This window comes from Leucobacter chromiisoli (assembly GCF_016522505.1).
Lineage (GTDB): Bacteria > Actinomycetota > Actinomycetes > Actinomycetales > Microbacteriaceae > Leucobacter > Leucobacter chromiisoli.
This window is the reverse complement of sequence record NZ_JAEHOH010000009.1, coordinates 182964-197992: the sequence shown is the minus strand read 5'-3', so window position 1 is coordinate 197992 and position 15029 is coordinate 182964. Positions and strand designations below refer to the sequence as shown.

Sequence of the window (15029 nt, the reverse complement as noted above, 5' to 3'; positions counted from 1 at the left end):
CGAGAATGAACACCAGATACAACGAGAACGCCACATTCCCCCAGAACGGATCGATCCACGCCGCCAACAGCGTCCCGAACGGCACGCACACGCACGCCGCGAGCCCCACGAACACCGCCGCACGCAGATCCACGTTCTGCCGACGGATATTGCCGAGCGTCGCCGAGATCGACCCCGGGATCATCATCAACAGCGACGTGCCCTTCGCCTCGAGATCGTTCGCCCCGAAGAAGAACATGAGCACCGGCACCACGACCACGCCCCCGCCGACCCCCAGCACGCCCGAGAGGATCCCCGTGATGAACCCGGTGACCACCAGCAGGGCGACCAGCAACGGATTCAGCTCGAGCGAGTCATCCCGCGAGGGCACCACGAACCAGAGACTGACGATCACGATCGCCAGGAACACCATGAACCCCCACTGGATCGTGCCCGTGGGCAGCTTCGCCAGCAGATGCGCGCCCAGCTGCGCGCCCGCGACGATGCCCACCGCCAGGCACAGCGCCGCGATCAGATCGTAGTGCCCCTGGACCACGTAGCTCACCGCACCCACCACCGCGGTCGGCAGGATCGCGGCCACCGAGGTGCCGGCCGAGAGCTTCTGCGGCATGCCCAGCCAGAGCGCCAGCGCGGGCACGATGATCGTGCCGCCCCCGATACCGAAGAGACCGGAGAGAAGCCCACCGGCCACCCCCACCAGAAGCAGGGCGAACACCGAGGGTCGAACGTTGCGATTCATCAGTTGCCGGGTGCTTTCTGCTCGGGACGGGTGGGGGCTGCGGAGATGACGACGGCGGCGCCATCGGATCTGGGGTCGCTCGCGGCCGCCATGGTCGAGTCCGCATCGATCTCGATCAGGTTCGCGTGGCCGACGACATCGCTGAGTTCCGCGACGCGCTTCGGCCTCAGGCCGGCCTCGACGAAGCGCTGCACGACGCGGTCGTCGAGGTCGGCCTCTGCCGTCACCGTGTCCCGACCGTCGGAGGGGGTCTGCCGCCCGACCAGCCAACGCGGGCCGGCCACCACCTCGTCGAGACCCCGGCCCTCCATGGCGGCCGAGAAGAGCTGCGCGTGGATCTGGGGCTGTCCCTGGCCTCCCATCGTCGCCGAGACGAACCGCAGGCGGCCGTCCTGCTGGATGAGCACGGGCATCAGGGTGTGGCTCGGCCGCTTCCCGGGCCGGTAGCTGTTCGCCGCCTCCGCGTCGAGGGAGAAGGAGGTTCCGCGATTCTGGAACAGGATCCCCGTCCCGGGATCGAGCACGGCCGATCCGAACTGGAAGTACACGGACTGGATCAGCGAGACGGCGTAGCCGTCCCCGCTCGCGACGGCGATCCCGACGGTGTCGCCCATCGGCCGACCCCGGTAGGGGGCGTCGATGTGCTCCGGCGGTGCGATGGCGAGCAGCTCCGCTCCGCTCAGACCGCCGAAGCGCGGATCCGCGAGGTACTGATCCCGCACCGCGTTCGCGTCGAGGAACGCGGTCGCCAGGGGCACCGGATCGATCCCGCCGTCGAAGCCGCCGGCGGCGCGCAGGGCGCGCAGCAGCGCGAATCCCTGGGTGTTCGGGTTGCTGGAGATGAAGGAGAAGCCCTCGACGTCGAGCCTGAGCGGTGCTCCGACCTCCGGTTCGAACGACTGCAGGTCCTCGGCGGTCAGCCCCGACCCCATCGCGTTCAGCGCGGCGAGCCAGGCGGCTCCGGAGCGCCCCGTGTAGAACTCGTCCGGTCCCGCATCCGCCAGCCGCTCCAGCGTCTCCGCGAGCGCGGGCTGTCGGAACGGCTCCCCCTCGGCGATCGGCTCCCCCTCTCGGAAGAACACGCCGGCGCATCCCGGGTCGGCGCGCAGCAGCGACTCCAGCGAACGGATCCCCTTGGCCACCGAGCTCGGCATCGGGACTCCGTCCCTCGCCAGATCGACGGAGGGTCTCAGGAGCTCGCGCCACGGCAGCGCGCCGCCGAGGGCGTGCATGCGTTCCAGACCCCTGACCGCGCCCGGGAGGTTGATCGTGTCGATGCCGTACATCGGGAGGACGTCTCCGTACCGCTCCCGCAGCTGCTGCAGGCTCGTGCCCGACGGCGCTCCGCCGGTGGCGTTGATCTCGTGCACCCGCCCGTCGGGGGTGTGCACGAGGGCGACGAGGTCGCTGCCCAGCGCCACGTTGTTCGGATAGACGACGCAGAGCGCCACCGCGGCCGCCAGCGCGGCGTCGATGGCGTTGCCGCCGTTGCGGAGCACCTGCGCTCCGACCTCCGTCGCGCTGGCGTGCGGGGTCGCGATCGCTCCTCCGGTGCTGGAGCTCGTCTGCTGTGTCATTGTTCACCTTGTCGGGTTCGGCCGAGGACGTTCGAGTGCGGGGAGCGGGGAGCGTCGCCGGGCGCCGCCCTCGCGCGGACGTCCTCGCTCAGGATCGCGACCTGCAGTTCGAGGCAGACCGACTCGTCGTCGAGCTGCACTCCGAGCACCTTCTCCACGCGGTCGAGCTGCTCGTACAGCCAGGGGCGGGACACGAACGCGCGTTTCGCCGCCAGAGATTTGTTCCGCCCCGCGAACAGGAAGTAGCGGAGGGCATTGATCAGATCGGTGTCGTGCTGCGCGTCGTAGACCCGCAGCGCGGAGAGGGTGCGCCGGCTGAAGCTGCGGAGCCTCGGATCGTCCGCGAGGGAGAGCACCAGGCCCTCGAGACCCAGGTCGGTGCGCCGCACGGGCCGCGTGGACACCTCCAGGATCCGGGCGAACCGTGCGGTCTCGAGCGCCTCCGCGAGCCCCTCGGCGGCGCCCTTCGCTCCCCGCACCGGCTCCGACAGCGCGATCTCCGCGACCCGCGGGGATCCGGTCCCGAACGCGTGCGCGAGGGCCTGGGCCCGCTGATCGGCGTCCGCGTCGCTCTCGGCCGCGACGAGCGCCAGGGTGACGTCGGCCTCGACCTGGGCCGCGAGGTACGGCACCCCCGCCGACGCGCAGTGGGACCTGATGGCCTCGGCGACCTGATGCAGCCGGTCCTGCTGAGCCCGCGCATCCGAGTTCCCCGACGGCGCGAGCGTGACCGCGACCGCGGCCATCCACGCGTTCTCGACCGGGAAGCCGATCGCCGCGGCGACGTCGGCCGCCTCCTCCGACGCGGTGCCCCCGGCGAGGAGCCCGGAGATGACGTCGAAGTGGGTCTGCTGCCGGAGGGTGCCGCGATCTCGCTCCACGAGGCGGCCGAGCGCGATGGTCGACGCTGCGCGCTCGATGAGCATGAGCAGCGTCGCCTGCACGGATCGCAGGGGGTCCTGCTCCAGACCGCGGGGGATCATCTCGTCGGCGGCGGACATGATGATGAGCCGACCCCAGACGTCCCCCTTGATCCCGACCGTCGTGACCAGCCAGCCCGTGCGCGGGTCGTAGTCCGTGTAGCGCATGGACTGGTGGCGCCGCGTGTGCTCGGACCACTCGGCGATCACGTCGCTGCGCAGCCGGGCGCCCTCCGACACCTCGAGCAGCTCGTGGTGCAGGTTCTCGAGCACCGCAGGGCGTCCCGACAGGCGCGACACCTGCTCCAGGATCGCTTTCGCGGTGCTCCCCTGGAGCACCATCGTGCTCAGCGTCTCGTGGATCTGCGCCGAGAGCTGCAGCTGCTCGATCTGGCTGTCGACGAGCCTCGCGTGGACGTCCTCGGTCACTCCGACGAAGGCGGTGTGCCGGCGCAGCACGATGAGCGGGATCGCGAACTCGTCGGCGGCCTCCATCATCGCGAGGGGCAGGGATCTCTCGAAGTGCGGGCCCAGGCCGACCACCACCGCCGAGGTGTCGACGCGCGCGAGCTCCGCGATGTAGCGCGCCAGGCCGGCGTCGTCCTCCGGCAGCGCGATCCCGGTCGTCAGGATCATCTCGCGGCCCTGGAGGTGCCCGGCGATGTCGGCGAGCTCGCTGATGTGCACCCAGCGCACGGGCTTCGCGAGGCCCGCGGCGCCGGCGACCACGACCGGATCCGCCGCGACGAGGGACTCGAACTGCAGCACCTGCGCGACGCTCGGCAGCTGCGGACCCTGACTCCGGCCTGTCCTCACGAAGCGGTCACCACTTCTGCACGAGTGTCCATAGCAGCTTCGCCCCCAGCTCGATGTCGGCCAACGGAACGAACTCGTCGACCGTGTGCGCCTGATCGGTCGCCCCGGGGCCGAGCACGGTGCATGAGGTGCTGCCCGTCAGCGCGGCGATCATTGAGGCGTCAGTATATGCCTCGTGCCCGTCCGCACCGCCGACCTCGGGCAGCGCGCCAGTATGTTCCACATATGCCGCCTGGAGGCCCTGCACGATCTTCGAGTCGTCAGCGGCTCCGACGGGCGGGCGGCGGGCTCCGAGCAGCTCGATCGAGTAGCCGGCGCCGGGGTGCTCCTCCATCACGGCGTCCGCGACGCGCTCGACCATCGTCACCGCGTCCTCCGGCACGAGCGGCGGCACGATGCGCAGGTCGAACTCCGCCGTGGCGGCGCCCGGCACCACGTTCGGGGCGACCCCGCCGCGGAAGGTGCCGCAGGTGAATCGGGCGCGGCCGAGGATGCCGTCCTCGAACGGCAGGGTCGAGAACACCGTCTTCAGCCGCTGGACGATCTCGGCCAGGACGTGGTTCGCGTCCACGCCGAGGTGCGCCCGGCCCGCGTGCGCCATCCTCCCCGACACGGTGATCGTCAGCCAGCGCAGCCCCATCTGCCGCTGACGGAGGCGCATCCCGCTGGGCTCGGGCGCCAGGATCTGGTCCGTCTCGCGGATCAGGCCGTCGGCGACGAGCTGGTGGGCTCCCAGCATGCCGGGGGCCTCCTCGTCCACGGTGGCGACGAGGACGACGTCGCCGAGCGGCGGCTGCCCCGAGCGGACGAGCGCCTCCACCAGGCCGATCCCGAGCGCGAGACCGGCCTTCATGTCGCAGGCGCCCCGGCCGTAGATGCGACCGTCGTCGATGACGCCCCCGAGCGGAGGATAGGTCCACCCCTCTCCGATGGGAACCGTGTCCATGTGCCCGAGCACGACCAGCCGCGGAGCGTCGGCGTCGCGCCCGCGCACCGTCGCCACGATGTTGTCGCGACCGGGCTCCACCTCGTAGCGCCGGGGGGAGAGGCCGGCGCGCGTGAGCCGGTCGAAGACCCATTCGGCGCACTCCGCCTCGAGCGGTCCCGGGTTCTGGCTGTCGATGCGGATGAGCGCCTGGGTGTCGCTGACCACTGAGTCGACGTTGATCATGTGAGCTTCTTTCGTCTGGTTCGAGAACTGCTTCGCTGTCTGGTGGGACTACCTGGGCGGGCCGTCGACGACGAGCGCCTGCCCGCTCATCCCGCTCGAGCGGGACGAGGCGAGGAACTCGATCGCCCGCGCGACCTCCTCGACTCCGATGAGGCGGTCGAACGCGGAGTCGCCGGCGAACCGCCGCAGGATCGCCTCGGTGGTGGTGGACTCCCGCTCGGCGACCGATTCGGCGAGCGTGCGCAGCAGCGGGGAGTCGACGTTGCCGGGGCAGACCGCGTTGGCCCTGGCCCCGCGGGCGGCGATCTCGGCCGCGAACGACTGGACGAACCCGATGAGGCCGAACTTCGTCGAGCAGTACACCGAGCCCCCGGCCTCGCCCTTCAACCCCGCCACCGAGGCCACGAAGACGTAGGAGTCGGGCGCCGCGATCTCCTCGGCGACCGCGGCGACGTGGAACGCCCCCCGCAGGTTCACCGCCTGGAGGCGCTCGTACGCGGCCCAGTCGGTGGTCGCGACCGGCCCGGTGTAGTTCACGCCCGCGGCGTACACGACGGTGGAGACGTCGGTCCCGTACGGGGTCACGGCGGCACGGATGCTCTCGAGGTCGGTCACGTCGCAGCCGACATGACCGTGCCCGTCGCCGGGCAGCTCCGCCGCGAGCGCCGCGCCGTCGCCGAGATCGGCGATCACCACGGCGAGGCCCTGCTCGGCGAGCTCGCGGCAGACGGCCCGGCCGATCGCCCCGGTCCCCCCGAACACCATCGCCACGCGGGCGCTCATCGTGCTGCCCCGCCGTGCCGGACCGCGCGGACGATCGACTCCGTCGAGGGGAGCACCGCCCGCTCGAGCGTGATGGCCGCGGGGATGGGGACGTTGCCGAGACCGTGCCTCGCCACGCTGTCGAGACCATCGAGGCCGAGCCGCTCGACGGCGCCCGTGATCACCTCTCCGCTGAGCCCGAAGCCCAGGTAGTCCTCGTCGACGACGAGGAGGTTCCGGGTCTTCCTCAGCGAGGAGGTCACCGTCTCCCAGTCGATGGGGACGACGCTGCGGAGATCGACGACCTCGACGCTCGTCCCGTCGGCGGCGAGCGCCTCCGCGGCCTCGAGCGCGGTGCCGACGGTCGCGCTCAGCGTCACGATCGTCACGTCCGTTCCCTCCCGCACCACGTTCGCGCGGTCGAGGGGCACCGTGTAGCGCTCCTTCGAGACCTCGGTGCCGTGCGTGAACGCCGCGGCCTTCTTCAGCAGCAGCCCCTTGTGCTCGATGAACACGACGGGATCGTTCGACTGCACCGCGGCCGCCATGAGCCCCTTGCTGTCGTGGGGCGAGGAGGGCGCGACCACGCGGAGGCCGGGGAGGTGGGCGAACGTGCCCCAGAGGCTCTGGGAGTGCTGCGCCGCGGATCCGATCGCACCGCCCGCGGTCTTCACCACGATCGGCATCTCGACGTTTCCACCGGACATGTAGGTGTTCTTCGCGATGGCGTTGTAGATCTGCTCGAGGCAGACCCCGATGAAGTCGGCGAACATGATCTCGACGACGGGGCGGTACCCCTCCATCGCGAGTCCGACGGTCATGCCGGTGAAGGCCATCTCGGAGATCGGGGTGTCGAGGACGCGCTCGGCGCCGAACGCCCGCTGGAGCCCTCGGGTGCTCCCGAACACGCCGCCCTGACGGCCGACGTCCTCGCCGATCACGAGGACCCGGTCGTCCGCCTCCATCTCGAGGCGCAGGCTCTCGGCGATGGCCTGTGAGATGTTGATGTTCTGTCGAATAGTGGTCATGCCCCTACACCCCCGCCGGAAGATCGAGCCCTGAACTGAACACGTGCCGTCTCGCCGTCGCCGGATCGGGGAAGGGCTCGTCCAGCACCCGGTCGACCAGCGCGCCGATCTCCCCTCGCACGTCCGCGTCGACGCCGTCGATGTCCTCCGCCGTCGCGTGACCGCCGGCGATCAGCTCGTTCCTCGCGATCATCAGCGGATCCTTGTCCGCGAGACGGGCCTCCTTCTCGAAGGCGTCGCGGTAGAGGTCGAGATCGCCCTCGTAGTGGCCGCGGAAGCGGTAGCAGGTGGCCTCGACGATGACCGGGCCCTCGCCCCTGCGTGCGGATTCCACCGCATCCGCGAAGGCGGCGTGCACCGCATCTCGGTCGAGGCCGTCCACGTGGACGCCCCGGGCGGCGTAGGCGGGCGCGCGCTCGGCGATCGTGGGAGTGGCGCTGGCCTCGGAGAACGGGACGGAGATCGCCCACTCGTTGTTCTCGACGACCACGACGAGCGGCAGACGCATGGCGCCGGCCATGTTCATGCTTTCGGCGAAGCCGCCGGTGTTCGCCGAGCCGTCGCCGATGACGGCGACCGCCACCTCGTCGCCTCCCCGGAGCCGGGCCGCGTACGCGTGCCCGAGCGCCACCGGCAGGGTGCCGCCGACGATGCCCGTCGTCGAGAACTTCCGATGCGGGTCGAAGAGGTGCATGTGGCCGCCGAACCCCCCGCAGAGGCCGGTCTCCCGCTCGAAGATCTCCGCGAGCAGCGGGTGGAGCGGCACTCCCTTGGCGATGGCGTGCAGGTGGCTCCGGTGCGTGCCCACCATCGCGTCGCTGTCGCGGAGCACCCCCGCGAGCCCGGCGCCGATGGCCTCCTGGCCGACCCCGACGTGCACCTCCCCGTGGATCTGGCGGTCGGCGACGCCACGGATGCACGCCTCCTCGAACTCGCGCATGAGCCGCATGAGTCGGTACACCTCAAGAGATGTGTACGGCATCTTCACCCTCCTCCTTGCTTGGGTTCCTGTGTTCCTCGAGTTCGACGACGGTGCCGCCGGCCGTGCGGAAGTAGGCCGCGGGCCCCTCCTCGAACTCCACGATCTCGCCGAGGATCTCGCCGCCCGCGGCCCGGATGGTCTCGGCGGCCGCCGCGATGTCGGCGACGAGGTAGGCCGTGTGCGCCACCCCGACGTGCACGGGCAGGCTCGGATCCGTCCCGGCGGGGAGGTCGTGGACCTGGATCAGCTCGATCCTCGTCCCCGTCGCGCGGTTGTCGAGCTGCGCCAGATCGCACGAGACGCCCGGCACGCCGACGGTGCGGCGGTACAGGTCGTCCATCCCGCGCACCATGAAGGTCAGCTCGTAGCCGAGGACCGTCCGGTAGAACTCGAGATCCCGGTCGAGATCCGCGACCACGATGCCGGTGTGGTGCTGCTCCCAGGTGCGGAGCAGGCCGCCCTCGCCGGCGCTCCCCGTCGTCTGCCGCCTCGTCATACCGTCGCCTCCTGCTGTACGACCCCGCCGATCGGCAGAGTGATTCCGAAGATCGACCCCGCGGCCGGCTGGGCCGCCAGGGCCTCGCCGTCGAGCTCGACGGTGGCCGAGGTGATGAACAGCGTCTGGAGGTTCGGCCCTCCGAACGCGCAGCTGGTCACGTTCGTGGCGGGCACCAGGATCTCCTGGCTCCATCTCCCGTCGAGCTCGACACGGCGCACCCGCCCCCCCGACCAGAGCGAGACCCAGACCCCTCCGACCGCGTCGACGGCGATGCCATCGGGGGTCCCCAGCCCGGGGTCGATCTCGATCAGCACCCGGGGATTGGCGATCTCCGTGGTCTCCGGGTCGTAGTCGAAGACGGTCACCGTCCTCTCGGCGCTGTCCACGAAGTACAGCGCCGAGAAGTCGGCGGCGAACGCGATCCCGTTCGCCATGCCCAGGTCGGATCTGACGACCGTGGCCTCCGTCTCGCCGGCGCGGAGCCGGTGGAGCGCGCCGCCGGGGGCCAGGTCGTGCCTCATGCTGCCGAACCACAGCTCACCGGCCGCCCCCACGGCGCCGTCCGAGAGGCGGAGCTCGCCGCCGGACGGGAGCACCGGGACCGTGGCGGTCGTGCGCAGCTCCGCATCGACGATCTCGACGCGGTCGTTCACCAGCAGCGCGTATCCGCCCCCCGAGCGCGGGAAGACGGCGCTGACGGGCTCGTCGAAGGCCCGGAGCTCGACCGTGGTCTCGTCGATGCTCCGCAGGAGGCGTCCGCGCAGGATGTCGACCCAGAGCAGGGTGTCCCCGTGCCACACGGGCCCCTCGCCCAGGAGCGCCTGCTCCGGGTACATCGTGCGGGCTTCCAGTCTGATCATCGCTGCCTCACTCCGAGCGTCCGAATCGTCTGAAGCGGCTCCTCGAGGGCGCGCAGGCGAGCGGCCCGCTGCCCGGCGTCCTCGTCGAGGACCCGCTGGAGGCCCTGCGAGAGCTCGGCGAGCTCACGATGCCGCTCCTCGTTCACCGGGTGGCGATCCTCCCCGCCGATCACGGCGTGCCGGACCAGCCCGGAGTGCGCCCGCCGGACGATGCCCTCCGCCGCAACGCCATCCGCGCCGCTGCCGAGATCGAGATCGAGATCGAGGGTGATGAAGTCGGCGTACCTCCCCGGCGCGATCGTCCCGGCCGCGAAGCCGAGGGCCGCCGCTCCGCCGCGCGTGGCCAGGTCGAGTGCGTCGGCCGCGGAGATCCCGTGCCCGAGGCGCTCGCCGCAGCGGAGCGCCTCGCGCATCTCCTCGAAGGGGTCGGGAGGCAGCGTCTGGCTGTCGAGGCCGAGCGCTGCGTCGATGCCGCGCTCCAGCCAGTCGGCGACCCGCGCATCCCCCACGCCGAGCACGGAGTTGGAGGTGGGGCAGTGGACGACGGCCGTGCGCATCGCGGCGAGCCGATCGAGCTCGTCGTCGGCGAGGTGCACGCCGTGCGCGGCCGATGCGAAGTCGCCGAGGAGACCTGACTCCTCGAGCCGGGAGACGGGAGAGCGCCCGTCTCCGAGCCAGTCCCGCTGCAGCGGGCTCTCGAGGAGATGGGTGTGCACGCGCAGCTCGCCCCGGTGCTCGGCGATCTCGCGGAGCGCCGCATCGGAGCACCACTGGGGCGCGACGGGTCCGACGCCGAGCGTGATCCGCTCCGATGCCGCGTCGACGATCCGGCGCGCATCCTGCACGAAGCTCCCCCACCTCTCGATCGGCAGCCCGCGCTCCGGGGCGCCGAGTTCCGGGGCGCCGGAGTCCGGGGCGCCGGCCGTCCCGCCCATCGGCGAGAACTCGGCCTGATCGGTGAGACCCACCACCAGCAGCGCTCTGAGACCGGCCGCTTCGACAGCGCTGACCACGGCCGCGAGTTCGTCGAGCCGGCCGTCGGCGTCGCTCCAGCTGTGCACCATGACCTGCGCGCTCGTCACCCCCGCACGCACGAGCTCGCCGGCCGCGACCGCCGCGTCATCGAGGAGCGGCAGCGGAGTCAGCGCGGCGAGCGCATAGACCCACTGCTCGAAGCTCCTCCCGGGAAGGCGGGCTTGGGAGGCGGAGGGAACGCATCGCAGGTGCGTGTGGGCGTCGACGAGGCCGGGCATCGTGAGGCCGGGGAGACGGATGGTCTCCGCCTCCGAGCTCAGTTCGGCGAAGGGCTCGACGGCGAGGATCCGCCCCGACTCCACGAGGACGCCGACGTCGCGCCGTACGCGACCGCGCGCCGAGGGGAGCACCGCCTCGCACCGGTACACGCGCCTCATGAGGTCCTCGCCCATCGGATGACGATCCGCTCGAGCGCGGCGACGAGCGAGAACAGTACCGCCGCGAGCACCGCCGAGGCCACCACGGCCGACCACATCGTCGCCATCTGCAGGGCGAGCCACGAGGTGATCACGAGGTGCCCGAGCCCGCCTCCGACGATCCACTCGGCGGTCATGACGCCGAGGACGGCGTTCGGCGCCGCGATCCGGAGCGCGCTGAAGAAGGAGGGCATCGAGGCCGGGATGCGGACCCTGAGGTACGTCGTGACGCGCGAGGCGTTGAGCACCTTCATGAGCTCCATCGACTCCGTCGACACCGACCGCAGCCCCTGGAGCGAGTTGATCAGCGTCGGGAAGAACACGATCAGCGCGGCGACGACGACCGTGGCCGCTGCGCCACGACCGAACGCGAGCGTGATGAAGGGCGCCAGTGCGACCACCGGGATCGAGCGCAGCACGACCGCCCCGGGGAAGATGATGTTCGACAGCAGCGGCGACGCGGAGATCAGCACCGCGCAGACGAAGCCGACGACGTTGCCGACCGCGAAGCCGAGCAGCGTGGAGACGCTCGTCCGGCCGAGAGCGGCGAGGGTCGCCCCCCAGTCGGCTTCGGCGGCGATCATCGTCGGAGCCGGCAGGATGAAGCTCGGGATGCCGAACACCCACACGGCGAGCTGCCAGACCACGAGCGTCGCGATCAGCACCCCGGCCGAGATCATCAGGGCCTCGGGGCTCGGCATGCGACGGCGGAGCCTCCTCGGCAGTACGTTGGCTTGAGTGAGCGTCACACCTCTGCCCTCCTCTGGGAGCTCTCGTGCCACGGCGTCGCGTACCGCGCTATCAGGCCGAACAGCAGGACCAGCAGGCCGTTGATCACGGTCGCGAGCAGCAGGATGGCCCAGAGGTCGGCCATCTTGTAGCCGAACATCGCGTGCATCATCGCGAGCCCGAGCCCCGATTCGGCGCCGATCCATTCGGCGATGATCGCGGCGATGAACGCCGCGGGCGCGGCGATCTTGAGCGACGCGAGGAACTCGGGGACGGCGGCCGGGGCCCGCAGGCGCCACAGGGAGCTGAAGTAGGACAGGTTCAGGACCCGGCCGAGCTCGAGCACCCGGGAGTCCTGCGTGCGCAGGGCGCTGGTGAGGTTCACCACGATGGGGAAGTAGGCGCCGAGCATCGCGATGGTGATCTTGCTCCCCGTCCCGAGGCCCAGCGCCGCCACGAGAGCGGGCGCGAGCGCGATCAGGGGGATCGAGTAGATGATGAGCGCCAGGCGGTAGAGACCCTCGCCGAACAGGCGGAAGCGGTCGATGACGAGCGCCAGGACCACGGCGACGACGATCGCGAGCGCCAGGCCCGCCGCGGTCTCCCCCAGCGTCGTGAGCGTGTTGATCCACAGCGCGATGCGCTTCTGCCAGAGCGTGACGAGGATCTCGGACGGCGCGATGAGCGGGGAGGCGGGATCCTCGATGCGCCGGCCCCAGTACTCCCAGGCGACGATCACCACCGCGTACACGAGCACCGGCGCGAGGATTCGGCTCGCCCTAGTCATCGACGCCCCGGTAGGCGTCGGTGAGCAGCCGGGTGAGCCGGTCCTCGTATTCGAGGAACTCCGGCGACCTCGTCAGCTCCTGGGTTCGCGGCCGGGGCAGCTCGATGCGCTCGTCGGCGATGATCCTGCCCGGGTTCCGCGCCATGACGAGCACCCGATCGGACATGAAGATCGCTTCGCTGACATTGTGCGTCACGAGGATCGCGGTGGTGCCCGACTCGAGCCAGATCCGCTGGAGCTCCTCGTTCATCTGGCGTCGTCGCAGCTCGTCCAGGCCGTTGAACGGCTCGTCCAGGAACAGGATCCGCGGGGAGAGCACGAGCGCCCGCGCGATCGCGACGCGCCTCGCCATGCCACCCGAGATCTGCGACGGCATCCGCGTCTCGAAGCCCTCGAGCCCCACGAGTTTCAGCATCTCCGCGGCCCGCTCGGTGCGCTCCCGCTTGCCCACGCCGGCCACCTGGAGCGGGAGCGCCGTGTTCTGGAGGCAGTTGCGCCACGGCAGCAGCACCGGATCCTGGAAGACGAACCCGAAGGCCCCGTCCTGCCTGGCCTCGCGCGGCGTGAGGCCGAAGAGGCTCAGGCTGCCCCGCGTGGGCTGGAGGATGTCGGAGATCGTCCGGAGGAGGGTCGACTTGCCGCAGCCGGAGGGGCCGAGCAGCGTCGTGAAACCGCCGACCGGGATCTCGATGTTCACCCCGTCGAGGGCGGGGAAGACGCCGTCCTTCGTGGTGAAGTCGATGCCGACGTTGCGGACCGAGAGGGTCTCCGCCGCATCGGCGGCGACCGCGCTCATGAGACCCCCAGGATGCGTCCGAGGTTCAACCCCTCGACGAGCGCCCGGTCGCCCTCGTCGGTGATCGCCCTGGCGATCTTCGCGCGCTCGAGATCGAAGTGGTTGCCGGGCCAGTCGGTTCCCATCACGAGCTTCTCGGCCCCGAGACGCCGGTAGGCCATCTGCACCTCGATGAGCTGGGTGCCCGAGGTCTCCAGGTAGATGTGCTCGTTGCGCTCGGCGACGATCATCGCCTCCGTCACGTTCCACACGGTGCCCATATGGGCGATGAGCAGGGGGACGCCGGGGAATGCCTTCGCGATCTCCTCGATCGAGAGCGGCGCGCAGAACGGGTCGTCGAGCGCGTTCACGAGGATGGTGAGCCCGTTGTCGGCGGCGGCCGCGAACACCGGGTCGAGCAGACCGTGGTCGGCGAAGTGGTAGCCGTGCATCGTGGGGTGCAGCTTCAGCCCCTTGAGCCCCAGCCGGGCCACGTCGTTCACGACCTGGACGGCGTCGTTCTTGCGCGGGTCGACCTGGCCGAAGCCGATGATCCGCCCGTTCGAGTTCGCGACGGTCTCGGCGATGAAGTCGTTGTCGATCATCTGGCCGAGCGAGCACCCGACCGCCTTGTCGACTCCCGCCTGGTCCATGTGCTGGATCATCGTCTGCGGGGTGTAGGACTCGGCGGTGAGGTAATCGGACGTTCCGCCCGCCTGCCAGGTGTTGTTGTACGCGTCGATGATCAAGGGTGACTCCTCTGTCGGGGTGTGCGGGCTGGGGCGGGGTGCTGCGGTTACTCGAGCAGGGAGGTCTTGTCTCCGTAGACCTCGTCGAGCACCGAGGTGTCGACGATCGTGGTGGCGTCGATGCTCTCCTCGAGCGTTCCCGCCTCCACCAGGGCGTCGATGATCGCCTGCATCTTCTCGGGGTCGACCCGCAGAACGCCGTCCGGCTGCTCGATGAGCTCCCGCTGGATCTTCGCGGTCTGCTCCTCGGTCTCGAGATCGAGCCCGCCTGCGGGATTCACCTCGTTGACGACGTACGCCGCGATGTCCTCGGGGTTGGCGTTCATGTACTCGAATCCCTTGACGCTCGCCCGCATGAAGCCGACGATCGTCTCGCGGTTCTTCTCGAGGTTCTCCTGGGTCGTGACGATCACGTTGCCGTAGCTCGGAACGCCGAGGTCCTCGAGCAGCAGCGTGTGGATCTCAGCGCCCTGGAGCTCGAGCGAGGCGCCCTGCGACGTGGCGTAGCCCGCGTATCCGCTCACCTGACCCGTCGTCAGCTGCGAGGGATCGGTGCCCGCCGAGACGAACGTGACGGAGTCCTCGGGGATCCCGGCCGCCGCGACGAGGGCCTGGAACTGCGCGAGCGACGCATCGGAGACCGCGATGGTGCGCCCCTCGAAGTCGTCGATGGACTCGATGGGATCGTCGGCCAGGCTGATGATCGAGAACGGCGAGGTCTGGAAGACGGTGCCGATGATGACGAGCGGCTGGCCGTCCTCGATCGCCACGAGCGCGTTGGTGTTGTCCTCGTCGCCGAGGAGCGCCTTGCCGGTCACCACCTGCTGCCAGGACAGGATGTTGGAGCCGCCGGCCGTGAACTCGGGGCTGATCCCCTCCTCCTCGTAGAAGCCCTCGCGGTCGCCGGCGAAGAACCCGCCGAACTGGGTGAGCTTGAGCCATCCCAGCTGATAGTTCACCTCGGTCGTGCCGCCGGCTTCCCCGCCTCCACCGCCGGAGCCGCCTCCGGCGCAGGCCGTGGCGCCGAGAGCGAGCGCGGCGGTCACCGCCACGAGTCTGAGGAGCCGGGTCGCCTTGCGGGTGCTGTTCTGAAACTTCATCGGGCCATTCCTTCGAACGATGTGGGAGCTTCGTCGTGCTGGATCTGTGAATACGGCGCGTTCGAGAATTCGCACAACGTGCTT

15 protein-coding genes are annotated in these 15029 nt (G+C 70.4%); all 15 read right to left on the bottom strand.

The window, feature by feature from the left end:
* A partial coding sequence (locus JD276_RS07740) for a sulfite exporter TauE/SafE family protein (RefSeq protein WP_200115067.1) occupies positions 1 to 739 on the bottom strand: 739 nt, incomplete at its 3' end.
* On the bottom strand, positions 739 to 2316 hold the full coding sequence (locus JD276_RS07735) for a gamma-glutamyltransferase family protein (protein ID WP_200115066.1): 1578 nt from the start codon (positions 2314 to 2316) through the stop codon (positions 739 to 741). The genes JD276_RS07740 and JD276_RS07735, both read right to left, overlap by 1 nt.
* Positions 2313 to 4004 carry a PucR family transcriptional regulator gene (locus tag JD276_RS07730; protein ID WP_200115065.1) on the bottom strand — a complete coding sequence of 564 codons (1692 nt, stop codon included), beginning with the start codon at positions 4002 to 4004 and terminating at the stop codon, positions 2313 to 2315. Before JD276_RS07730 ends, JD276_RS07735 begins: the two co-directional genes overlap by 4 nt.
* A 55-nt stretch (positions 4005 to 4059) precedes the next feature.
* The gene (locus tag JD276_RS07725; RefSeq protein ID WP_200115064.1) at positions 4060 to 5223 is read right to left on the bottom strand and encodes a M20 family metallopeptidase; all 1164 of its coding nucleotides are present in this window, start codon (positions 5221 to 5223) and stop codon (positions 4060 to 4062) included.
* A gap of 48 nt (positions 5224 to 5271) precedes the next feature.
* A complete protein-coding gene (locus JD276_RS07720) occupies positions 5272 to 6006 on the bottom strand; it encodes an SDR family NAD(P)-dependent oxidoreductase (RefSeq protein ID WP_200115063.1) in 735 nt (244 codons plus the stop codon).
* Complete coding sequence (locus JD276_RS07715; RefSeq protein WP_200115062.1) at positions 6003 to 7013, bottom strand: alpha-ketoacid dehydrogenase subunit beta; 1011 nt, start codon at positions 7011 to 7013, stop codon at positions 6003 to 6005. The genes JD276_RS07720 and JD276_RS07715 overlap by 4 nt, the downstream gene beginning before the upstream one ends.
* Before the next feature lie 4 nt (positions 7014 to 7017).
* Positions 7018 to 7995: a thiamine pyrophosphate-dependent dehydrogenase E1 component subunit alpha gene (locus JD276_RS07710; RefSeq protein ID WP_200115061.1), complete on the bottom strand. Its 978-nt coding sequence runs from the start codon at positions 7993 to 7995 to the stop codon at positions 7018 to 7020.
* Positions 7976 to 8491: a VOC family protein gene (locus tag JD276_RS07705; protein WP_200115060.1), complete on the bottom strand. Its 516-nt coding sequence runs from the start codon at positions 8489 to 8491 to the stop codon at positions 7976 to 7978. The genes JD276_RS07710 and JD276_RS07705 overlap by 20 nt, the downstream gene beginning before the upstream one ends.
* Positions 8488 to 9354: an SMP-30/gluconolactonase/LRE family protein gene (locus JD276_RS07700; RefSeq protein WP_200115059.1), complete on the bottom strand. Its 867-nt coding sequence runs from the start codon at positions 9352 to 9354 to the stop codon at positions 8488 to 8490. Before JD276_RS07700 ends, JD276_RS07705 begins: the two co-directional genes overlap by 4 nt.
* Positions 9351 to 10781, bottom strand: coding sequence for an amidohydrolase family protein (locus JD276_RS07695; protein ID WP_200115058.1), 1431 nt, complete (start codon positions 10779 to 10781; stop codon positions 9351 to 9353). Before JD276_RS07695 ends, JD276_RS07700 begins: the two co-directional genes overlap by 4 nt.
* Positions 10763 to 11554, bottom strand: a complete 792-nt coding sequence (locus JD276_RS07690) for an ABC transporter permease (protein ID WP_200115057.1) — start codon at positions 11552 to 11554, stop codon at positions 10763 to 10765. The genes JD276_RS07695 and JD276_RS07690 overlap by 19 nt, the downstream gene beginning before the upstream one ends.
* Positions 11551 to 12321 carry an ABC transporter permease gene (locus JD276_RS07685; protein ID WP_200115056.1) on the bottom strand — a complete coding sequence of 257 codons (771 nt, stop codon included), beginning with the start codon at positions 12319 to 12321 and terminating at the stop codon, positions 11551 to 11553. Before JD276_RS07685 ends, JD276_RS07690 begins: the two co-directional genes overlap by 4 nt.
* A complete protein-coding gene (locus JD276_RS07680; protein ID WP_200115055.1) occupies positions 12314 to 13117 on the bottom strand; it encodes an ABC transporter ATP-binding protein in 804 nt (267 codons plus the stop codon). The genes JD276_RS07685 and JD276_RS07680 overlap by 8 nt, the downstream gene beginning before the upstream one ends.
* Entirely contained in the window at positions 13114 to 13845 is a 732-nt protein-coding gene (locus JD276_RS07675) for an amidohydrolase family protein (protein ID WP_200115054.1), read from the bottom strand. The genes JD276_RS07680 and JD276_RS07675 overlap by 4 nt, the downstream gene beginning before the upstream one ends.
* A 47-nt stretch (positions 13846 to 13892) precedes the next feature.
* Complete coding sequence (locus tag JD276_RS07670) at positions 13893 to 14945, bottom strand: ABC transporter substrate-binding protein (protein ID WP_200115053.1); 1053 nt, start codon at positions 14943 to 14945, stop codon at positions 13893 to 13895.
* Positions 14946 to 15029 lie beyond the last annotated feature (84 nt).